At 52.3% G+C, this 21,525-nt stretch carries 17 protein-coding genes; 13 read left to right on the forward strand and 4 right to left on the reverse strand.

The window, feature by feature from the left end; translation table 11 throughout:
• The first annotated feature begins 6 nt into the window (after positions 1-6).
• Together corA and NSQ24_RS09375 are read left to right on the forward strand one after the other, a co-directional pair.
• Positions 7-984: a magnesium/cobalt transporter CorA gene (gene corA, locus NSQ24_RS09370; RefSeq protein WP_003387578.1), complete on the forward strand. Its 978-nt coding sequence runs from the start codon at positions 7-9 to the stop codon at positions 982-984.
• An 84-nt stretch (positions 985-1,068) separates the two neighbouring features.
• Positions 1,069-1,785, forward strand: coding sequence for a DUF421 domain-containing protein (locus tag NSQ24_RS09375; RefSeq protein ID WP_031932372.1), 717 nt, complete (start codon positions 1,069-1,071; stop codon positions 1,783-1,785).
• Positions 1,786-1,800: 15 nt separating this feature from the next.
• Here the strand turns inward: NSQ24_RS09375 and spoVB are convergent, their stop codons facing one another.
• Positions 1,801-3,387, reverse strand: a complete 1,587-nt coding sequence (gene spoVB / locus NSQ24_RS09380) for a stage V sporulation protein B (RefSeq protein WP_031932373.1) — start codon at positions 3,385-3,387, stop codon at positions 1,801-1,803.
• Between the two features lie 97 nt (positions 3,388-3,484).
• Between spoVB and NSQ24_RS09385 the strand changes: the two genes are divergently transcribed.
• The 9 genes from NSQ24_RS09385 (at position 3,485) to dtd (ending at position 15,100) form a co-directional block, all read left to right on the forward strand.
• Positions 3,485-3,712, forward strand: a complete 228-nt coding sequence (locus tag NSQ24_RS09385; protein WP_003387574.1) for a post-transcriptional regulator — start codon at positions 3,485-3,487, stop codon at positions 3,710-3,712.
• A gap of 247 nt (positions 3,713-3,959) precedes the next feature.
• Complete coding sequence (secD, locus tag NSQ24_RS09390) at positions 3,960-5,198, forward strand: protein translocase subunit SecD (protein ID WP_003387573.1); 1,239 nt, start codon at positions 3,960-3,962, stop codon at positions 5,196-5,198.
• On the forward strand, positions 5,188-6,129 hold the full coding sequence (gene secF / locus NSQ24_RS09395) for a protein translocase subunit SecF (protein ID WP_003387571.1): 942 nt from the start codon (positions 5,188-5,190) through the stop codon (positions 6,127-6,129). Before secD ends, secF begins: the two co-directional genes overlap by 11 nt.
• Before the next feature lie 76 nt (positions 6,130-6,205).
• Complete coding sequence (locus NSQ24_RS09400) at positions 6,206-7,126, forward strand: cation diffusion facilitator family transporter (protein ID WP_339167682.1); 921 nt, start codon at positions 6,206-6,208, stop codon at positions 7,124-7,126.
• A 67-nt stretch (positions 7,127-7,193) separates the two neighbouring features.
• Positions 7,194-9,551 carry a single-stranded-DNA-specific exonuclease RecJ gene (recJ, locus tag NSQ24_RS09405; protein WP_031932375.1) on the forward strand — a complete coding sequence of 786 codons (2,358 nt, stop codon included), beginning with the start codon at positions 7,194-7,196 and terminating at the stop codon, positions 9,549-9,551.
• A gap of 13 nt (positions 9,552-9,564) precedes the next feature.
• Positions 9,565-10,077, forward strand: a complete 513-nt coding sequence (locus tag NSQ24_RS09410; RefSeq protein ID WP_003387568.1) for an adenine phosphoribosyltransferase — start codon at positions 9,565-9,567, stop codon at positions 10,075-10,077.
• 591 nt (positions 10,078-10,668) lie between these two features.
• Positions 10,669-11,934: a group II intron reverse transcriptase/maturase gene (ltrA, locus tag NSQ24_RS09415; protein WP_024985202.1), complete on the forward strand. Its 1,266-nt coding sequence runs from the start codon at positions 10,669-10,671 to the stop codon at positions 11,932-11,934.
• Between the two features lie 412 nt (positions 11,935-12,346).
• On the forward strand, positions 12,347-14,518 hold the full coding sequence (locus tag NSQ24_RS09420) for a bifunctional (p)ppGpp synthetase/guanosine-3',5'-bis(diphosphate) 3'-pyrophosphohydrolase (protein WP_003387567.1): 2,172 nt from the start codon (positions 12,347-12,349) through the stop codon (positions 14,516-14,518).
• Between the two features lie 144 nt (positions 14,519-14,662).
• Positions 14,663-15,100, forward strand: a complete 438-nt coding sequence (gene dtd, locus NSQ24_RS09425; protein WP_003387566.1) for a D-aminoacyl-tRNA deacylase — start codon at positions 14,663-14,665, stop codon at positions 15,098-15,100.
• Positions 15,101-15,228: 128 nt separating this feature from the next.
• Here dtd and NSQ24_RS09430 read toward each other — a convergent pair whose 3' ends face one another.
• The 3 genes from NSQ24_RS09430 to NSQ24_RS09440 all read right to left on the reverse strand — a co-directional run bounded on the left by NSQ24_RS09430 (position 15,229) and on the right by NSQ24_RS09440 (position 19,159).
• Positions 15,229-16,215 (reverse strand): alpha/beta hydrolase, encoded by a 987-nt coding sequence (locus NSQ24_RS09430; RefSeq protein ID WP_003387565.1) that lies wholly within the window; start codon positions 16,213-16,215, stop codon positions 15,229-15,231.
• Positions 16,216-16,326: 111 nt separating this feature from the next.
• Positions 16,327-17,118: a TetR family transcriptional regulator gene (locus NSQ24_RS09435; RefSeq protein ID WP_122958164.1), complete on the reverse strand. Its 792-nt coding sequence runs from the start codon at positions 17,116-17,118 to the stop codon at positions 16,327-16,329.
• 142 nt (positions 17,119-17,260) lie between these two features.
• Positions 17,261-19,159 (reverse strand): SH3 domain-containing protein, encoded by a 1,899-nt coding sequence (locus NSQ24_RS09440; RefSeq protein WP_003387563.1) that lies wholly within the window; start codon positions 19,157-19,159, stop codon positions 17,261-17,263.
• Between the two features lie 279 nt (positions 19,160-19,438).
• On the opposite strand from NSQ24_RS09440, the gene NSQ24_RS09445 reads away from it, so the two are divergent.
• Positions 19,439-19,612 carry a hypothetical protein gene (locus NSQ24_RS09445; RefSeq protein WP_003387560.1) on the forward strand — a complete coding sequence of 58 codons (174 nt, stop codon included), beginning with the start codon at positions 19,439-19,441 and terminating at the stop codon, positions 19,610-19,612.
• An 85-nt stretch (positions 19,613-19,697) separates the two neighbouring features.
• Positions 19,698-21,233, forward strand: a complete 1,536-nt coding sequence (locus NSQ24_RS09450; RefSeq protein ID WP_003387559.1) for a coproporphyrinogen III oxidase — start codon at positions 19,698-19,700, stop codon at positions 21,231-21,233.
• Positions 21,234-21,525: the final 292 nt, after the last annotated feature.

Consider the following 21,525-nt stretch of genomic DNA (forward strand, 5'->3'; position numbering starts at 1 on the left):
GAAAACATGATCAAAACTTATTTCTACAACCACTCGGAACAGAAGATGTTTCATGATGTGGACCTCAGCCAGAAAGACCAATTCCTGAAATCGCCGGAGGATCTGCTCTGGATCGATCTGTACGATGTGGGAAACAACGAGCTGCAGTATATCGCCAAAATTTTTGAGTTTCACCCGCTGGCTATTGAGGATTGCCTGCACGTAAGCCCACGTGCAAAGGTGGATAAATACGATGATTATTACTTCTTCGTGTTTCACGCTCTGCGATACAATGAAGAAAGCGACGACGAAATTACAACGGTAGAACTGAACGTGTTTCTCGGGCCCAACTATATCGTCACGATCCACAAGTCGCCGATGAATACGATTGGAAGGATCGCTTCGATCTGTCACCGCAATATTTCCTATTTGAATCGCGGTCCGGATTATTTGCTGTATGCCATTGTCGACGGGATTACCGATGAATATTTCCCGATTATGGATCGTATCAGCGTGCGTATTGACGAGTTGGAAGACGAAATTTTTGACCACCAGATGGAGGAGATCACGGAGGAGTTTCTGGCGCTGAAGCGGACGATTATTTTGATCCGCCGTGTGATTCTGCCGCAGAAACGAATTTTTGCCAATGTCAATGGGCGCTATTCGTTTGACATCTCCGAGGAAAACGTTCCGTTCTACACTGACCTGACTGACCACCTGGAGCGGATCGCAGACTCTACCGAGACATTTCGCGATTTGGTAAATGGTGCACTCGATACCTATTACACCATCATTAGCGCAAAAACAACCGAGACGATGCGGGTTTTGACCATTATCTCGACCATCATCCTGCCGCTGACCTTTATTACCGGCCTTTTCGGAATGAATACGTTCAGTTGGCTTGGTGAAGCGGCCGAGCCGTACATGCTGATTGTAGCTTTGACTGTCATGATTGCGATGACCTTTGTCATGCTGCACATTTTCCGCAAGCGAAAGTGGCTGTAGGGCATTAGCCAAATTTGGAGCTTATAGTTGATGAACCTCCCGCGGAGACTATAGACAAATCTCTGCGTGAGGGGGTCGACTTCCATGGAAGAATTGCCAACGGCGCTCATGCGCACCATGTTCTCGTATTTTTTCATTTTGGTTCTGCTTCGCCTGATGGGAAAACGGGAACTGGGGAAGCTCTCCGTATTCGATGTGGTCATCTCCATCATGCTGGCGGAGATGGCTGTCTTGTCTATTGAACAGATTGACAAACAGGCCAGTTTGTTCTATATACCGATGCTGTTGATTTGCTTGCTGGAGATCGTAATCTCCTGGCTTTCACTGAAGAGCAAAAAAGTCCGGGATGTCATAGACGGCTCTGCCGATCTGATTATCGAGAACGGAGAAATTCGCGAGGATGCCATGAGGAGAAATCGGCTCAACTTTGACGATCTGATGGTGCATCTGCGGCAAAAAAATATCAAGAATCTGGCGGATGTCGAGTTTGCTGTGATGGAGCCGACCGGCCAAATGAGCGTTTTTCCCAAGCAGTCCAAGCACCCGTTGACCCGCGAGGACCTGAACTTGCCCGATCCGCCGCCAAAAGGCCCCGTAACCTTCACCGGACTGCCGATACCGCTTATTTTGGACGGCAAAGTACGTGTGGAAGCTCTGCGTAAAATCGGACAAAACGAGCTCTGGCTGAAGCGGGAGATTCGCAAATACGGGATCAAGGATATCCGGGATGTCTCATTTTGCAGTATCGACGAGCGGGGCATCATGTACCTGGATAAAAAAGACAAGCAGAAAAAACAGTAGCCGCCAACGCGTGTGTCAGCGGCGTGGAAAAAAGACGGCCAGTTGTTCCCCGATCCACGGAATGCGGCGTACGTCCTGCTTCCCCAAAATCCGGAAAGCGACAAGCAGCAAAAGGTATAAAAGCATACTGGCCACCGAACAGATCAACAGCAGGCGGCCAACGGAAACGTCGGCAAACCAGTGCGAAGCCATGTAGGAGCCGGCGTAGCCCATCGCAAACATAGCCGTGACGATTTTGCCCATCTCTACAATGTCTACCGTAAACCCGATTTTCTTTACCAGGCTGGCAATGTGCAGAAATGTCACTAGTGTAATGCCGATATTAGTCGCAATGACAGCGCCATGAATTCCAAACTCGGGTCTGGCTGTAAAGACAAACATCGCCACGGTCTTGACGACAGCTCCGATCAGTGTATTGCGAAACACGACGTGGGCAAAATCAAGTCCTTGCAGGGCGGCGGCCAGAGGCGCCTGAAAGAAGAGAAACACGGAAAACGGGGCCAATTCCTTCAGCAAGATGCCAACCTCCGATTGATGTTCACCGTAGAGCAGTCCGGAAAGAGGTTCGGCAAAAATAAACAGCAAGACAGTACAAGGTGCTCCGATCACCAGTGAAATCCGCATCGCTTGGTAGATGCGGCGATGCACGAGCGGAGCATTTTTTTGATAGGCGGCCTCTGCGACAGCAGGAACGAGCGACACGGACAAGGAATAGGTAAGAAAAGTGGGAAACAGCAGCAGCGGCACAGCCATTCCTGCAAACTGTCCGTACAAGCCGGTGGCGGCTGAGGTAGAGAGCCCGGCCAAGACGAGGGCAAACGGGACGATCATCGGCTCCATCACATAGGCGATCGAGCCGATCAGCTTGCTCATCGTAACAGGAAACGAAACGTGCAACAGTTGGCGCAAACTGTTTCGGCTGTTAACCATGGCTGCCAGGAGAGGGCGTTCCCATACCTGTGCGGCCGTTTTCTGTGTAGCCCGCCGATACTGCCAGAGGATGTACAAAAAGCCTGCTGCCTCGCCAAAGACGATGCTTCCTACCGCGCCAGCGGCAGCATACTGAATCCCCAGCGGCATAAAAGAGATGGTCATGACGACGACCAGCGCCATGCGGCAAATTTGTTCGACCAATTGGGAAACAGCTGTAGGCGTCATGTTGTGCTTCCCTTGAAAATAGCCGCGCAATACCATGGAGATGCTTGAGATGGGAATGACCGGTATGGCAGCCAGCAAGACTACATGTGCTCGCGGATCCGTAAAAAAGAGGCGGGCGATCGGGCCGGAAAAGGCGAACAGAATGATGCACAACACCAGGCTGATCGCTCCGGTTACACCGAGTGCAAGCATGAGAAAGCGCCTGGATTGGCGGGAGTCGCTCGCCGCCTCCGTCTCGGCCACATGCTTTGCGATAGCAACCGGCATGCCGAAGGTCGTCAAGGTGATCAAGAAGTAGAGCAGCGGGACGACCATCTGGTACAGCCCCATCCCTTCCGCCCCGATTATGCGGGAGAGCACGATTCTGTTGGCGAAACCGAGCAATTTGGTGACGCCGCCGGCAATGATCAGGATAATGGTTCCGTATAAGAAAGACTGTCTCATGGCAGGCTCCTTTACCGCCGAAATTTCAAGAACAGTGTGCACTATAAGAATATGGACGTGCCGCCAGCGGCATGACTACTTTAAAGGGGGATTGCAGATGGAGATGCATCACTGGTATGCGCAGGTAGCCAGCCTATGCGAGAGCAAGGCAGAGGAATTCGGACTTCTGGGGTATGAAAATGTAGGGCCAAAGGACATCTGGGAGTGTGTAGTCAGCACGTACAAGCAGGAGCCGCCGCTGCATCAGCTGGTAAATGACATTTTGTCTTTAAAGCCGAATAAATACATGAATTACCTGATGGTGCAGATGTACAAAAATTCCTAATGAAACTTTTTTGCTGTCTATTCGTAGAGGGAGAAAGCAATGTGTAAGAGGTCCCGACACGGCAGTCCGTTCGGCGAACCCTTCATTGCGGATGTGCAAATAGGAACCTATTTGCTAAACGAGGGGTTGGTTACCATGGTTCCGCTTTCCTACAAAAATTGACACGTTTTTTCTTACTTCGCTATAATGGGCATATTGGTTTCGCGTCAACCGACGGAACCCTGGAAGGAAAGAGGGGTATTACTACATGATTAAATGGGGAAGATTCCTCCTGTTCCTGGTTATCGTGGGGGTATTGGCAACATTGATGACCACGACAACTACACAGGTGGCAGGCAAGATCACACTTGGTTTGGACTTGCAGGGCGGCTTTGAGATCCTCTACGTGGTAGAGCCGATGGAGGCTAACCAAAAGGTGGATATCGAGCTGTTGAAAGCGACCGCGCGTATGGTCGAGAAGCGGATCAACATCGGGGGAGTGGCGGAACCCGTCATTGAAACCGAGCTTCCCAACCGCCTTCGCGTAAAGATCGCGTCACAGGCTGCCGATCAGGACAAGCTTCGTGAATTGATCGGAAAACCGGCAGTACTGACGTTCCGCGATGAGCAGGGCAAGATTATTTTGAAGGGTAGCGACCTGGCTCCCGGCGGTGCAGGGGTTGGCTATGATGAACTGAAACGTCCAGTCGTCACCCTGAAGATCTCCGATCCGAAAAAGCTGGAACAAATCTCACGGGAAAATCTGCATAAACATATGGCGATTTACCTGGATGAGACGATGATGACCAATCCGGTTATTCAAACCGTCATTACAGGCGGCAGTGCACAAATCTCCGGCGACTACACAGTGGAATCGGCACAGGAAATGGCAGATTTGCTGAACTCCGGCGCAATGCCTGCGAAACTGGTTGAAAAGCAGGTTACTTCTGTAGGTGCGTCTCTCGGTAAGCTCGCTTTGCAAAAAACAATTAACGCCGGCTATGTAGGCGCGGCTTTGATCTTTGTCTTTATGCTTGTGGTGTATCGCCTTCCTGGCTTGGTTGCCAATATCATGCTGGCGACGTTTACCTATTTGAGTATCGTCGTGCTCGACTGGATGGATGCCACGCTCACCTTGCCTGGTATTGCCGGCTTTATTTTGTCCGTAGGGATGGCGGTCGACGCCAACATCATTACCTACGAGCGTATTCAAGAGGAGATTCGCACTGGCAAGACGATTTTGTCTGCATTCCGTGCGGGTGAACGCCGTTCATTGATTACCATTCTCGATGGACACGTTACGACGCTGATCGCTACCGGTGTTCTTTTCTACTTTGGTACAAGCTCCATCCAAGGCTTCGCGGTCGTGCTTGCGATGACGATTATCGTCAGCCTGCTGACCAACGTATTTGGCTCCCGTTTGCTTCTGGGGCTGCTCGTCCGAGCCAACTTGATTAAAAAGCCTGTTTGGTTCGGTGTAAAGGAGAGTGAAATCGGTGAGCTCTAAACGACAACACGAGGATGTCATCAAGTTTGACATCGTAAAGAATAGACGCAAATTTTACATGCTTTCCGCAACGATTTTGATCGTCGGTTTGATTTGCATGCTGGTTATGGGATTGAACCTCGGCGTAGACTTCAAATCCGGTACACGTCTGGATATTTACGTTGGTAAGGAATTCCAGACTGCCGACATCGAAACGCTTATTAAAGAAAACGTGCCCAACACCGTATTTACTCCAGTAACCAAATACGGAGACAAGCAGGATCAGGCGCAAACGCGTTTTGACCACACGATTCCGGCCGATCAATTGCAGAAGCTGGAGAGCGCATTGAAAGCGAAATACGGCGACCAGGTATCCAAGCAAGAGGCTACCGTTGACCCGAGCATCGCCAGAGAGCTGGTGCAAAAAGCGGCGATTGCCGTCGCCGTCGCCGGGATCGGCATTATCATTTACATCGCGATCCGGTTCCAGTTTCTCTTTGGGATCGCCTGCATCATCGGTCTGATCCACGACGTTTTCATCCCGATCGCGCTGTTTTCGGTATTCCGTCTGGAAGTGGACTTGACGTTTATCGCGGCGATTTTGACGATCGTCGGTTACTCGATTAACGATACGATCGTAATTTTTGACCGGATTCGGGAAAACCTAAGAACAATGAAGTCCAAAACGGTTGAGGATCTGGAGCATCTGGTCAACGTCTCCCTGTGGCAGACGATGCGCCGCTCCGTCTTTACGGTAGGGACAGTTTTCTTGACTGCAGTCGCCATTGCCGTATTGGGTAGCGAGAGCATTCGCAACTTCTCCCTGGCCTTGATCTTCGGTCTGGTGAGCGGTACGTACTCCTCCATCTTCGTGGCTGCACAAGTATGGGTTACCTTGAAAAAACGGGAATTGGCAAAAAAACGTCTTTCTCCGGCTCCAACAGAGAGCTGATTGAATGATACCGCGGGGAATCCCCCCGCGGTTTTTTACTCTCAAGACAAATCCCCATAACGGGAGGCAGTAGGGAATGGACAATCGTTTGGCGAAAGCCCAGTTTGGCGCGTGGGTCGGAATCATCGGCAACATTGCATTAGCTGCTGCCAAATTGGTCATCGGCATGGCTGCCAAGTCGCAAGCTCTCGTCGCTGACGCTGTACACTCTGCATCTGACGTCGTCGGTTCGGTGGCTGTTCTGATCGGCCTGAAGGCGGCAGAACGCCCGCCTGACGAGGATCACCCGTACGGACACGGAAAAGCGGAATCGATCGCCGCGATTATCGTTTCGGTGCTGCTTGCAGTGGTCGGCTTTGAAATCGGGTCTGCATCGGTCAAGTCGCTTTTTTCGCCATTGGAGCCCCCTGGCTTCATCGCAGTCTGGGCGGCGGTCGGCTCGATGCTGGTTAAGGAATGGATGTTCCGCTACAAATACAAGCTGGGAAAAGAATTGAACAGCCCCTCCTTGATTGCCAATGCCTTTGAGCACCGATCCGATGTGTTTTCATCTTTTGCTGCATTGGTCGGCATCGGAGGAGCGATACTGGGTGGACGCTTCGATCTTCCCTGGCTGCTGTATCTCGATCCGATTGCCGGTATTTTTGTTTCCATCCTCGTTTTGAAAATGGCCTACGAGATCATGCGCGAGTCTATTCACAACGCGCTGGATCACGTTCTCCACGAAGACCAGACCGTCGAGCTGCGCCACGCCATCGAAGCGGTCGAGGGAGTGATGCGGATTGACTCGCTCCGCGCCAGAGAGCACGGCCATTATCAGATTGTCGATGTAAAGATCGGTGTCGACCCTCACATCACGGTGGAAGAAGGACACAGGATTGGGAAAGAAGTGAAGCAATCACTGCTCTCCCGCTTTCCCGATGTCCGTGATGTATTCATTCATGTAAATCCATACGATCCCGAGCCCGCAGACCGTACGGTAGGCATGAGAGAATAAAGCGCTTTCTGTTGTTGTCAGCCTCCCACACTTTCCTCTATAATGAATGAGGATTGGAGGAAGGCCTATGCTGAGAGCGAAAACACGCTGGCAACTGGCTGCGTACGATAATGAGCTGGCAGAGTTGATCGCCCGTGAGTGTGGTTTGGCTCCGCTGGTAGCCAAGCTTCTCGCGATTCGTGGAATCGATTCTCCCCAGCGTGCGAAAGAATTTCTGCAAGCGGGCCCCGAGCTCTTCCACGATCCGTTTGCCCTGTACGGGATGGAGAGCAGCGTGTATCGAATCCGTCAGGCCATCGAGCGCAAGGAACCGATCTGTATTTACGGAGATTACGATGCAGACGGGGTCAGCTCGACATCGCTCATGGTTCATTTGATGAGACGGATGGGCGCCGTGTTTGATTACTATATTCCCAACCGCTTCACGGAAGGATACGGCTTACATAAGGAGGCCATGTCTCAGATTCACGAGAGGGGCTTCAAGCTGATCATTACCGTCGATACCGGTATTAGTGCCGTGGAGCAAGTCGACTTTGCCAAACAACTCGGTCTGGACGTCATTGTGACGGACCACCATGAACCTCCGGAGGTTATCCCGGAGGCATTTGCCGTGATCAATCCGAAGCAGCCTGCATGCACTTATCCGTTTGACATGCTCGCAGGCGTGGGCGTCGCTTTCAAGCTGGCCCATGCATTGCTGGAGGAGCCGCCGCTCGATCTGGTTGATCTGGCTGCGCTCGGGACGATTGCCGACCTGGTGCCGCTGGTGGATGAGAACCGGATTTTGGCAAGACTCGGTCTGCAGCGCTTGAATCATACCCGCAATCCGGGTTTGCAGGCATTGATTAAAGTAAGCGGCTTGGCGGATGCCGAAAAGCTCACAGCCGGCCATGTCGGCTTTGCCTTGGGACCGAGACTGAATGCGGGAGGACGTCTGGAGACGGCAGAAGCGGCCGTGAAGCTCTTGACTACAGAGGATGGTCAGGAAGCGGAAGAGGCAGCCCAGCAGCTGGATGAGTTGAACCGGGAGCGGCAGGAGCTTGTCCAGAAAATGACCGATGAAGCCATCAGTATGGTCTTGGAAAAGTACCCTTTGGATGAAAACAGGGTGCTGGTCGTCGCCAAGGAAGGCTGGAATGTAGGGGTAGTCGGGATTGTGGCTTCACGACTGGTAGAAAAATTTTACCGACCGACAATCGTCCTCGGGATCGATCCGGAAAAAGGGACGGCAAAGGGCTCGGCGAGAAGCATTGCCGGCTTTGACATGTATGAGGCTTTGACAGCCTGCAAAGAGTGGCTTCCCCATTACGGCGGGCACACCATGGCAGCAGGGATGACACTGCCTGTGGATAACCTGGAGGCTTTTCGCAAACAGCTAAATAAACTGGCATTCGAATGGCTGACGGACGAAGATTTGATTCCGTTGACGAAAGTGGATGTCGCCCTGGAAATGCCGGAAATCACACTGGAGACTGCCGAACAATTGGAGCTGCTGGCCCCGTTCGGGATGGGCAATCCGACGCCGCTGGTGCTGGTAAACGATGTGGAGGCCTCGGGCATGCGCACGATCGGGCGGGACGATACCCACTTGAAGTGCTCGCTGGTGAAGGATGCCTGCCAGATCGATGCGATCGGCTTCAACTGGGCCCATATTGTTTCCCAGGTGACGCCGAAAGCACGTTACCAGGTGCTAGGCGAGATGTCGGTAAATGAATGGAACGGAAACCGGAAGCCGCAAATCACCATCCGGGATATCGCTGTGCCTCACCGTCAAATTTTTGATTGGCGCGGCTGCAGAGATAAGCTCGACAAGTGGCGGAAGCTGCAGGAGAGCAGCGAGACATTGACGATCATGTTTCGGCAGGAAAGCTACGAGGAGCTGTTCCCCGTCGCTGCGCTCGGAGGCAGCACAGACAGCTTGTTGTACCTCTCGCCGAACCACGCTGCCAATCCCGCCGCCAGATCGAATGTGATTCTCTACGATCTGCCCAAGACCCGCAGCGATCTCGCTGGTGCGGTGGCGTATCTGGAGCGGGCGGAGCGGATTTACTGTTTGTTCGGGGACCCTGACCTCGGACTTGAGCGGATCTCCTGTCCGGGCCGCGAACAATTTAAACTCGTCTATCAATTTTTCATGCAGGTTCCCCTGGTGCAGCGAATTCATCTGGATGCGATGGCACGCAGGTTGAAGCTGAAGCGGGATGTACTGGAAGGGATGCTCGCCGTATTCGCAGAGCTGGACTTCATTACAATGGAGGAAGAGGCCATCAGGCTCAACGCCCAAGCAGCGAAGCGTCCGCTCGACAGCTCCCGCCTGTATATGGAGTGGAAAGAAGAAAGCGAATTGGTAACGGAACTGCTGCTCTCTTCGTACGATTCACTGGTAACTCATTTTCAACAGCAGGTGGCAGCGACCACCGCGTAGGAGGAATTTTTTCATGGATTTTAAATCGTACATTCGCGTGATTCCTGATTATCCACAACCGGGTATTCGCTTCAAGGATATCACTACGTTGTTAAAGGACGGCCCAGCCTATAAAGCGGCGATTGAGGAATTGACCACTTTTGCCAAGGAAGTGAATGCCGAAGTGATCGCGGGTCCGGAAGCACGTGGTTTTGTCGTCGGTGCTCCGCTGTCGTATGCGCTTGGTGTCGGCTTTGTGCCGGTCCGCAAATCGGGCAAATTGCCGTACGAATCGATCAAGGCAGAGTATAACCTGGAGTATGGAAAGGATGCGCTCGCCGTTCACGTGGATGCGATCCAGCCCGGGCAGCGCGTGCTGATTGCCGACGATTTGCTGGCGACAGGAGGAACGATCACCTCGACGATTCAACTGATTGAGCAGCTGGGAGGAATCGTGGTAGGTGCAGCCTTCTTCATCGAGCTTTCCTATCTGGATGGCCGCCAAAAACTGGGTGACATTCCAGTCAAAACCCTTGTACAGTATTAAGCAAAGACGGGCGCAATGCCCGTTTTTTTGTTTTTGGTGCGCCCAGCATGGGCGATAGCTATAGGGTGAAAGTCCCGAACGGGGGTTGGCTGTACCAACCGTTAGCTCAAGGCAAGGGTGTCGACCGCGAGGTCGAATCTGAAGGAAGCCGGCGGCAAAATCCCGACCTGAGGTACACGAACCCAATTTGAGGCTGTTGTATCCGGGCGAGTCTGCCAAACAAGACAAAGCCCCATACAGCCAAGGGATACAGTAGTAAACTTGGGCAGGTACATGGGATGAAAGTTATCGTTCTTACCTGGGGAGGTCTGCATGAAACGCCTTCAACTGTTGGTAACCGTCTCCGTAAGGAGACGCTGAACATGCAGAAGTCAGCAGAGGCCATAGTACCCGAGTAGAGGACGCTTGAATGGGGAAGGGCCGAACATCAAGTCAGCATGCGATCCATGTCTTTTGATACGGTACGTCGAAGCAGAATTCTGTCAAGGAACTACTTTTGAAGAGCAGGGGTGAAGCCCCGAGGGTACAAAAGAGGGCTGAGTATCGTACAGCAAGCACGGAGTCCGCATGTGCGAAGGAAGGAACATCATTATGGATTTGCTGGAAAAAGTCTTATCACGGGAAAACTTACGGATGGCACTCCAACGAGTGGAGGAAAACAAAGGTGTCGGTGGAGTCGATGGTGTTTCAACCGAACAACTACGCGATTATCTACGTGAACACTGGCAAGCCATCCGCGAGAAGATGGAAAGGGGAACCTATAGACCTTCACCTGTTCGCAGAGTCGAAATCCCGAAACCTGACGGTGGTGTAAGGTTATTAGGCATTCCCACCGTGGTAGACCGCTTTATTCAGCAGGCCATCCTCCAAGTGTTAACGCCGATCTTCGACCCCACCTTCTCGGAATCTAGCTATGGGTTCCGTCCAAAACGTAGCGCTCACATGGCAGTAAGGAAAGCGCAAGCGTATATCTCCGAAGGATATCGTTTCGTGGTGGACATCGATCTAGAGAAATTCTTTGATCGCGTAAATCATGATATTCTAATGAGCCGTGTGGCTCGAAAAGTTCAGGACAAGAGAATTTTAAGACTGATTCGTTCCTACTTGAATGCGGGGATCATGATAAATGGCGTCTGTACAACATCAAGTGAAGGAACACCGCAAGGTGGGCCGTTAAGCCCACTTTTGGCAAATATCCTACTTGATGATTTGGACAAGGAACTCGAAAAGAGAGGCCACCGTTTCTGCCGCTACGCAGACGATTGTAATATCTACGTGAAAACAAAACGGGCAGGGGAACGAGTAAAGAAGAGTATTCAAAACCACTTGGAGAAGGTACTAAGGCTAAAAGTAAATGAGGAGAAAAGCGCGATAGACCGACCATGGAAACGAAAATTCTTGGGCTTTAGTTTTACCTTTGCAAAACAGACAAGGATTCGCATCCACCCCAAATCCCTCCTCAAGCTAAAAGAGAAAATCCGCACGATCACGAATCCGGTGTGGAGCATCTCGATGGAGAAGCGGATTGAAAGAATAAATCAGTACCTCATGGGCTGGATTGGATATTTCGCCCTTGCAGACGCGAAGGGCATTCTACAATCCATTGAGGAATGGACAAGGCGCAGGCTCCGTCTTTGTTTGTGGATGCAGTGGAAACGCGTGAGAACCAGATATCGAGAACTTCGTTCTCTTGGCATATCTCACGTAAAAGCCATTGAAATTGCAAATACCCGCAAGGGTGCATGGCGTACCACAAAATCTCCGCATATACACAAAGCCCTCGGCATTGCCTACTGGCAACAACAAGGGCTGAAAAGCTTAGTGCAACGATATTCTCAAATTCGTCAAGCTTGGTGAACCGCCGTATACCGAACGGTACGTACGGTGGTGTGAGAGGACGGGGGTTAGTCGCCCCCTCCTACTCGATTGGCCATCCTGCAAACTTTCCCTTGAGAATCACCTTTACATTACAATGGACATACAAGATAATAGGATAAATAGACAGTTTTCATCTTTTCCCCTCTGTGCAACAGTGAGGGGAGCACAAGCGGCACGAAATAACGTCAGCTTCTCCGTGAGCTTCCGATGAAGCTTTTTTTATACGATCGGACGTATCAAGATTGTTACCGGTTATCGGCATGAGCAGCGAAAAAGAGCGCACTCCTGCCCTATGCCGTACACCCGCACGTCCCGTACTTCGCAGGCTAAGGCTTCGCAAAAAAAGCTTGGCTCAGCCAGGTTTTCTAATGAGAGGATAAGGGAAGGAACTATGAGCACCGGCATTAATGAAGTACTCACAAAAGCAGGCAGTTACTTGTCCAAAGCGGACCTGGATCTGATTACGCGCGCGTACCAGCTGGCAGAGAAAGCCCATGAAGGCCAGGTGCGCAAATCGGGCGTTCCTTACATCATGCATCCCATTGCGGTTGCTGGCATTTTGGCAGAGCTGCACATGGATGCGGTAACGATTGCTGCCGGCTTTTTGCATGATGTAGTGGAAGACACCGAGGTTTCGCTCGAACATCTTCAGGGCGAATTTGGCCAAGAAGTAGCTTTGTTGGTTGACGGCGTGACCAAGCTCGATAAAATCAAATACAAGTCAAAGGAGGAGCAGCTGGCCGAGAATCACCGCAAGATGCTGGTCGCGATGGCCCAGGACATCCGTGTGATCATGATCAAGCTGGCTGACCGCCTCCACAACATGCGGACCCTCCGCCATATGTCAGAGGAGAAGCAGCGGGAAATTTCAGATGAAACACTGGAGATTTTTGCTCCACTGGCTCACCGCCTGGGGATCGCTTCCGTGAAATGGGAATTGGAAGACACATCGCTCCGCTATCTCAATCCACAGCAATACTACCGCATTGTCAATTTGATGCAGAAAAAGCGGACCGAACGGGAAGCCTACATCAACGAAGCTGCAGACACAATCAAGGATAAGCTGAAGGAACTGAACATCGAAGCCGAAATATCCGGCCGTCCCAAGCACATTTACAGCATCTACAAGAAGATGACGAAGCAAAACAAGCAGTTCAACGAGATTTACGATCTTCTCGCGCTTCGCATCATCGTCAATGACATTCGCGACTGCTACGCGGTTCTGGGGATCGTCCACACGCTCTGGAAGCCGATGCCCGGCCGTTTCAAGGATTATATCGCAATGCCGAAAGCAAACATGTACCAGTCGCTGCACACGACTGTCATCGGTCCGAAAGGCGAGCCGCTGGAAGTGCAGATTCGCACATGGGATATGCACCAGACGGCGGAGATCGGGATCGCAGCGCACTGGGCCTACAAGGAAGGCAGAAGTGTCGTCCAGGGCTCCTTTGCCGAGAAGCTCGGGAACCTGCGGGAGATTATTGAAGGGGGCTCCGAGGAGGCTCCAAACGCCCAGGAGTTTATGGAGTCCTTGAAACAGGATCTCTTCTCCGACACGGTGTTTGTCTTTACTCCAAAAGGGGACGTGGTCGAGCTTCCGAAAGGCTCTGTGCCGCTCGATTTCGCTTACCGCATCCACTCCGCCGTCGGCAACCGGACGATCGGGGCGAAGGTAAACGGCAAAATTGTGCCGCTCGACTATTCGCTGAAGACGGGCGACATCGTGGAAATTTTGACGTCCAAGCACTCGTACGGCCCGAGCCAGGACTGGCTGAAGATCGCCAAATCGGCTCACGCCCGAAACAAAATCAAGCAGTGGTTTAAAAAGGAAAAGCGGGAAGAGAATGTAGCCAAAGGACAGCAGATGGTCGAGGCCGAAATCAAGGCCAGAGGCTACGATCTCAAGGATGCGATGACCGATGCGAATTTGAAGGAAGCTGCAACCCGCTTCAACTTTCAGGGCCATGAGGACATGTTCGCCGCTGTGGGCTATGGCGGAATCACAGCCTCCCAGATCGTCACCAGGCTGATCGACAAGCTGCGCAAAGAGCGGGAGGAACAAAATCCGCCTGTGCCGGAATACAAGCCAGCTCCTGCGCAGTCAACAGGCCGCAGCGAGTCGGGCGTCAAGGTAAAGGGCGTCGACAATCTGCTGGTGCGGATTTCCCGCTGCTGTACGCCGGTCCCTGGGGATCAGATCATCGGGTTTATCACCAGGGGCAGAGGCGTTTCCGTTCACCGCAAGGACTGTCCCAACGTCCTGACGGAAGAGTGCATGGAACGGTTGATCGATGTGGAGTGGGATACCGACTTCAAGCATAACTACCATGTGGATATCGAGATTACCGGTCAGGATCGAAGCGGCCTGCTGAACGATGTTTTGCAGGTCGTGGCAGAGACGAAAACGAATATCTCTGCGGTCAGCGGCAAAGCAGACAAAAATCGGGTAGCCACCATTCACATGACGATTTCTATCAGCAATATCGATCACCTGCACAAAGTGGTCGAGCGCATCAAGCGCATCAAGGACATTTATTCCGTCCGACGGATTCTCAGCACCTGATCCCACAAGATCGGGTGTTCTTGTTTCGTTCTGGTGTAAGCAAAGGACAGTACCCAGCGCTACGGGCGAGCAATTTAGAAAGATACCATCGAGACAAGCCTTTGGTACTGCAAGATGAATGATCTGGAAGGAGTTTTTGCTGCTGTGCGAGTAGTAGTCCAACGTTCCCGCGAAGCAAGTGTCACCGTGGCAGGCGAAGTGGTCGGCCGTATTGACCACGGCCTTGTGCTTTTGGTCGGGATTACGCATGAGGATACAGAGAAAGACGTAGAGTTCATTGCCGACAAGATTGCCAACCTGCGCATTTTTGAAGACAGCGAAGAAAAAATGAACCATTCGGTGCTGGATACAGGCGGTCAAATCCTGTCCGTCTCCCAGTTCACCCTGTATGGCGATTGCCGCAAAGGCAGGCGCCCCAATTTCATGGCTGCCGCCCGTCCCGAAAAGGCCGAGCCGCTGTACGATCTGCTCAATGCCAAGCTGCGGGAAAAAGGCTTGATAGTAGAAACAGGCCGATTCGGAGCGATGATGGACGTGCGTCTCGTCAACGACGGTCCCGTTACGCTGATCGTGGAAACATAAACATCAGGTCGCTTTCGTGGATGGCCCTATCCACTTGACAGAGAAAAAGGAGTCGAGACATCTCGGCTCCTTTTCGTATTTTATTAGCCGCCTCTAGTAGCAGAAAGGAACCATGGCGGACACCGTTTTTATTTTACATGGAGTGAATCCTCCATTTCGCGGATCAGAAGCTCAACAGCGTCGACAACTGCTGCTGGCCTCAAGGCCGGGATCATATGTCCGGTATCCGGCAAAACGATCAAGCGCGAATGGCTAATCTCGCGATGGAGCCGGTACGCATGCAGGTCGGGCCTAAATGGATCCTTTTCGCCGCAAACAATGACTGTCGGGGTCTGTATCCGGGAATAATGCTGTTCCATGGCGGGAATAGTTTGCGCAAATGCGAGAATATCCTCGCGATTGGCACGCAATTGACTTGGACGAGACCATAGAGCATTCGCTATTTTCTGATAGCCGTCTGGAACTTTGTCCGGCGAGAACGTAGATTGCAGCATGGTTGAGGTCAGCTTTCTCGCCAGGGGAGGCAGTACTGTATGAGCGGCCAGGCTGCCCAAAAAGGGTACGCGCAGCAGTCGGCCGAGGAACAGGTCTATCGCTCCAGCGGGATATGCTTTTCCACCATATGCGCCGGGAGCGACCAGAACCGCTCCAGCAAGCTCGCCGGGGTAGTCCAGCATGTAGGCGAGAACGAGCGAGGCGCTCCAGGAATGCCCGACCAAAATAGGCTGTTTTGCGTCCAGTTTGCGCAAGGCTTCCTTGAGCAGTCGCGCCTGTACGCGGGGGGTCGCCCATTCGGTCTTTGGCCGTTCGCTGTACCCGTATCCTGGACGATCAAAGGCAATCGCCCGGAACCCGCGGGAAGCCGCTTCGCTGACAACGTTAGAAAAATCGCGGGAAGACAAGATGCCTCCATGGAGAAAAACGATCGGGCGACCGGTTCCTTTTGAGGTGAAATGGAGCCGGATATGTTCTGCCTCTACGTATTCTCCGGCCGGCGGGAAAGCTTTCCTTGTGGTGCGGTCGAGTCTTCGGTTGTGCACATACAAACAGAGGAGCAAGAGTAAAACAAAAGTAAAAGCGGTCAGAATAAACATCAGGTTCATATGGAAGCTCATAGATGAAAACCAACCTCCTTATATGAATTCTATCTGGTGTGTTAATCACGTACTGATTGGTATGTTGATGGCATTAATGATCCCGTCTTTTTGCAAGGACGGGTTTTTCTTCTATTTGCCTTTATGCTGAATCCCTTGCCAGAGAAGTTGAGCAAGCTGTGATGTGATCGAAGGCAATTGGACACGCTTTGGATCGATAAGCAACCCGAGAAGCAGACCGTTGATCAATGATTGAAACAGAATGGCGATTGCTTGCGGGTCAACGTCATCAGCAAGCAGTTGTTCCTTCTGCCACTCTATTATCATCGCGGCAGTCCCCTCAATAATCTGGCCGTAGGCGGAACGAAGCGCATCGGCCACGAGTGGATCACGGGAAGCAGTGACGAAATCAAAAAAGAGCATGGGTGCATGGGAATCCGGCTCGAAGCATTCGAATTGGGCTGCTAACATAGCTGCCAGACCCTTCACTGCGGCTATGCTGTTTCCGTTGCCAAACGCCATCCGACCTGTTTGCGGCAGGACTTTCAACTGTTGGCTTAACTGGTGTTCGCAAAGAGCCGCAAACAAGTCGCTTTTACTTGAGAAGTGCCAGTATACAGCGCCCTTGGTCATGCCAGCGTCTGCTGCTACCAGGTCCAGAGACGTCCCGGAAAACCCGTGCTTGGAGAATACGCGGGCTGCGGCATCCAAAATTTTCGTCCGCGTATCCGCAAGTGAAGATCCGCTGGCAGCTTGCTGCGCCTCCAGCCACTTCCTCATTTCCTGCTTGGAGCCGAAATGGCGTCGTACTGCCGTCCAATGTACGCCTGCAGCTTTCGCCACATCGGCAAAGCTGATCTTGTCGAAAGGACGTTTCTCACTCAGATGTAAAGCCGCTGCCCGTATTTGCTGACTCGATTTCATTGCTTGCACCTCAGTATAACGAAATATAATGCGGATTACATACCAAATAGTATGCGAATAGTATATGATTCCAAAAATGCAACGTCAAGCCTATAAAATAAACGAACCCTTGTCTTCACATTGGAAGACAAGGGTTTGACGGTTATCCTTCTTGTACGCTCTGCGATGAGAAGTACTGCAAAATCCCGTTAAAGAGGCCTTCTGCAGCTAAATCCTGCTGTTTCTCAGAGCGAAGCCGGAGCTCTTCATTGTAGTTGGAGAGGAAACCGATCTCCGCCAAAATCGAGGTTACAGGATTTTCTCTCAGAACGTAGTAGTTGCCGAAGCGGGACTGCAAGTCTTTGTAGGACGTCGCTTTCACGACTTCTGCTTGCACAAGGGAGGCCAGCTTGCTTGAATTCCCTTTGTTGTAATGGAAAATGATCGTTCCGTTCGTCGTTGAATTCGGATGCGTGTTGTGATGGATGCTGACAAATATGTCCGCGTTGTTCTGAATCGCCACATCAACACGCTGCTGGAGCGTCAGCTTCCGGTCGTCGCTGCGGGTCATGATCACTTTGGCCCCGGCGGCCTCCAATTTATTCCGCAATAGCAGGGCGACCTGAAGGTTCACGGTTTTTTCCAAAGTGGAGAAGCTGGAGCCGGTAGCGCCGTTGTCATTGCCGCCATGTCCCGGGTCGACAACGATCACCTTGCCGACCAGCGCGTTTGTTTTTACAACTGCCGGCGTTCCTGTCGCGGATACCAGCCAGCCGGCTACAAAGCCTGTGGAACCATCCGTGAATTTGAGCTCGAACCAGTCGCCCTCGCGCTTGATGATCGAGTATTTTTCACCCGGCTGTATCTGCTTGAGGATGGGGTGATTCGTTCCAGGGCCAGAACGGACATTCGTGTCCGGGTTGAGGACAGTGACATGCGGTCCCGGGGGAGCGGGCATGACAGGCTGTTGGACAGTTACGAGCCAGCCTGCGACCCAGCCAATTTTGCCGTCCGGCGTTTGCACCCGGTACCAGTCTTCTTTTTTCTCCAGCACCGTCAGGGTACTGCCCGCCTTCAGCGTACCGAGGACAGCGCTGGCTGTGCTCGACTCGGCCCGGAGATTTAACCCGTCGGTCTGTACGGTTGCTGTCTGCTTGGCAGGCTGCTGTGTATTCGTGCTTCCGTTGTTTGCCGGAGGCTGTACATCAGGTGGCTGCTGGTTCTGGTTGGCTGCTCCGCTGCCTGCGTTAGCCTGTCCGGTGCCAGGCTGGGTGGTTCCTTCCTCGGGAATCCACGCCTGTATGCCATCGTATGGAAACTGGATCCAGCCATTCTGCTTTTTCGTGACGGTAATGGTGTACCCGGAATGAAGCTGTCCGATGGCGGGCAATGAAAAATCCGGTGACGGGTAAATGTACGGATTGTATTCAAGCGTCAAAGAATTGCCCTGTGATCCTGCTTGTCCAGCCCCGGCAGAGCCGCCAGAATGGGCTGGCGCCGCAGGCGGATTTCCTCCGTCAGGAGTTGTGCTCGGCTGACCGGCTGGCTTTCCGGCATTGTGCTCAGTAACGAGCCAACCTGCGACCCAGCCCTTGGCGCTTGCAGACAGCTGAATTTGGACCCATTCGCCGCTGCGCTGCGTAACCGTGTATTTTTTGCCGGGATTAATCTTTTGGACGACAGAATAGTTTTGTCCCGGACCCGAGCGAACATTTACATTGTCGGTAGTGCTCTCTACCTGCGGTGCGGTTGATTGAGCGCCACTCTGTGGGGCCGGTTTTGTGCTTGTGCCCGACTTTGTGACCAGCCAATTGGCCACCCAACCGGTTTTCCCGTTTGGCAGACGCACATGGATCCAATCGCCCTTTTCAGAGATGACAGGCAGTACCGTTTTGATCGGCAGGGTAGTGACTACCTGATCCTGTGTGCTGGGACCGGAACGAACGTTGAGATTATCGACCGTAACCTGGATGGTTCCAGCTGCAAAGGCGGCAGTGACAGGCAAGGTAACGGCACAGGCGACAGCAAGGAGTGTCCGCAGGAGATGTTGACGAAAACGCACGAATTTGACACCCTTTCCAGTTTTATAGATGTGAAGTACCGATTTTAGTGGAATTTACCAAAAGTACTCTTTCGTCCTCTCATTCTTCTTTTCCTGCTTTTTCCGACAAACTTCTTTATAAAATACCAAATTTTTATGGTTGAAATTGCTTTCTTCATAACCGGAAACAGCATCGTCAGCGATAGCCATTTCCGTGATGACCGGGCGTCCCTTATGCTTTTTTGCACTGCGGGCCATACTAGGATACAACCAGCACGGATGAGAGAAGGAGGCACGCAGATGAGGCAGTCCAACAAGGAAGCATTTGCGCAAGAGGCAAACAGACGGTTGTTCTCCGTCGATTTTCACGACTTTCTGGAAAAGGAATCGACATTGAACGACGTGGAGATGTCCAGGGAGTTTCACATCAGCATCAGAGATGTGCAGGAGCTCAGAAGAAAGCTGCGCCGGTGAACGAAATTCCGGGTGCTTTCGCCAGGTTGACCACGCTTTTTTTGTCGGATAAGATGAAGGGGCAGACTGAAAAGCAGGTGAACCCATGATTCAGGTGAAGTGTGAAGGACATCAATTCGAGCGGGAAATCGGTTTGATTCTCGCCTTGTTTTATGAAGACCCGGAAATTGTATATGTATCGGAATGGAAAGGCTCAGACAGCCTTCGCATCCGGCTTTCCCTGGAGGAGCGTGGAGATGGCGTCTGTGCCACAGGAGAATTGCATGCAGGAGACCGGCATGAAAAGCGGATGGTGGAGCGTCCGTACACGGTCCTGGAGGAAAAGGAACAGCGGAAAATCGCCAAGCGTGCTGTCAGCTATGTTTTGCTCCAACTGCTGGAAGAACTGACGGGCATCGAGCAAGGCTGGGGCGTGCTCACCGGCATCCGGCCTACCAAGCTGATGCATAGCCTGCTTTCGTCAGGAGCGGAGCGGGAAGCCGTTCACTGCCGCTTGCAAAAGGACTACATGGTTCGGCCCCACAAGCTTTCCTTGCTTCAGGAGATCGTCGACAGGCAGTTGAAAGTCGTTCCTGATTTTTACCAGATCGACCGGGAGCTTTCTGTATACATCGGGATTCCGTTTTGCCCGACCAAGTGTGCGTACTGCACCTTTCCGGCATACGCCATCCGCAGCCATACAGCGTCAGTGAATCCTTTTCTGGAAGGGCTGCACTACGAGATCGAACGAATGGGCCAATGGCTCACGGAACGGGATATGCGGATCACCTCGATTTATTTTGGCGGAGGGACGCCGACGAGCATTACGGCAGATGACATGGATCAGTTGTTTCAGACGATGCATCGGACCTTTCCGCATATGGATGGCGTACGCGAGCTGACAGTGGAGGCAGGCAGGCCCGACACGATTACCCGTGAAAAGCTGGACGTGATGAAGCGGTGGGAGGTTGACCGCATCAGCATCAATCCGCAATCGTTCACCCAGGAAACGCTGCGGGCGATCGGACGTCATCATACGGTGGAGGAAACGATTGAGAAATACCATTTGGCGATGGAAATGGGTTTGACCAACATCAATATGGATTTGATCATCGGTTTGCCGGGTGAAGGGCTGAAGGAATGGGAGCACAGCCTGCGGGAAGTAGAAAAGCTGATGCCTACTTCCTTGACGGTTCACACCCTCTCATTCAAGCGGGCCTCCGAAATGACGCAGAACAAGGAGCGCTACCAGGTGGCCAGCCGGGAGGAAGTGAGCCGGATGATGGAGCTTGCTTCCCGTTGGACGAGGGAAAAAGGCTATCATCCCTACTACCTTTACCGCCAGAAAAACATCCTGGGCAATCTGGAAAATGTCGGCTACGCCCTTGAGGGACAGGAGAGCATCTACAACATCATGATCATGGAAGAGGCGCAGACCATCCTCGGACTCGGCTGCGGAGCCGTCTCCAAGCTGATGGCCCCCGGCAGCGGCAAGCTTGTCAGGTGGCCGAATCCAAAGGACCCGAAGACGTATAACGAGACGTACCGGACTTTGACCGAAGAGAAGCTCCGCGATCTCGACCAGGTGTACGGGGGAATGTCCACGCAAGCATCAGTGGAAAAGGCCGGAGCAGGCAAGTAAGGTGCGGCTGGTCAATTTGGCGCAGTCAAAAAAGTTTTATCCGGTGCCTGTTGACGCCTGATTCGCCGTTTGCTATGATTTGCATTAAGATTTTCAAAGGACCTTTTTTACAACGATCTAATGACGGGAACAAGTACCCAGGAAACGGATAGCCAGAGAGGAATTGCCGCGGCTGAGAGCATTTCCCTATGACGACTTGGTGAATGACATCCCCGAAGACCGCAGTGAACGAAGCGGCTTTTTGCCCTTTTTAGTAACTGGCAGGCGTAAGTCGGCGTTAACGACTGGAAAA

This window comes from Brevibacillus sp. FSL L8-0520 (assembly GCF_037963895.1).
Classification (GTDB): Bacteria; Bacillota; Bacilli; order Brevibacillales; family Brevibacillaceae; genus Brevibacillus; species Brevibacillus borstelensis.

Bases quoted from the DNA above. Each gene is read 5' to 3' on its own strand.
- recJ (WP_031932375.1), top strand. From the start codon at position 7,194: ATGCTGAGAGCGAAAACACGCTGGCAACTGGCTGCGTACGATAATGAG.
- NSQ24_RS09450 (WP_003387559.1), top strand. From the start codon at position 19,698: ATGATTCAGGTGAAGTGTGAAGGACATCAATTCGAGCGGGAAATCGGT.
- secD (WP_003387573.1), top strand. From the start codon at position 3,960: ATGATTAAATGGGGAAGATTCCTCCTGTTCCTGGTTATCGTGGGGGTA.
- corA (WP_003387578.1), top strand. From the start codon at position 7: ATGATCAAAACTTATTTCTACAACCACTCGGAACAGAAGATGTTTCAT.
- spoVB (WP_031932373.1), bottom strand. From the start codon at position 3,387: ATGAGACAGTCTTTCTTATACGGAACCATTATCCTGATCATTGCCGGC.
- NSQ24_RS09435 (WP_122958164.1), bottom strand. From the start codon at position 17,118: ATGAAATCGAGTCAGCAAATACGGGCAGCGGCTTTACATCTGAGTGAG.
- NSQ24_RS09400 (WP_339167682.1), top strand. From the start codon at position 6,206: ATGGACAATCGTTTGGCGAAAGCCCAGTTTGGCGCGTGGGTCGGAATC.
- ltrA (WP_024985202.1), top strand. From the start codon at position 10,669: ATGGATTTGCTGGAAAAAGTCTTATCACGGGAAAACTTACGGATGGCA.
- NSQ24_RS09430 (WP_003387565.1), bottom strand. From the start codon at position 16,215: ATGAGCTTCCATATGAACCTGATGTTTATTCTGACCGCTTTTACTTTT.
- NSQ24_RS09445 (WP_003387560.1), top strand. From the start codon at position 19,439: ATGAGGCAGTCCAACAAGGAAGCATTTGCGCAAGAGGCAAACAGACGG.
- NSQ24_RS09420 (WP_003387567.1), top strand. From the start codon at position 12,347: ATGAGCACCGGCATTAATGAAGTACTCACAAAAGCAGGCAGTTACTTG.
- NSQ24_RS09375 (WP_031932372.1), top strand. From the start codon at position 1,069: ATGGAAGAATTGCCAACGGCGCTCATGCGCACCATGTTCTCGTATTTT.
- NSQ24_RS09410 (WP_003387568.1), top strand. From the start codon at position 9,565: ATGGATTTTAAATCGTACATTCGCGTGATTCCTGATTATCCACAACCG.
- NSQ24_RS09385 (WP_003387574.1), top strand. From the start codon at position 3,485: ATGGAGATGCATCACTGGTATGCGCAGGTAGCCAGCCTATGCGAGAGC.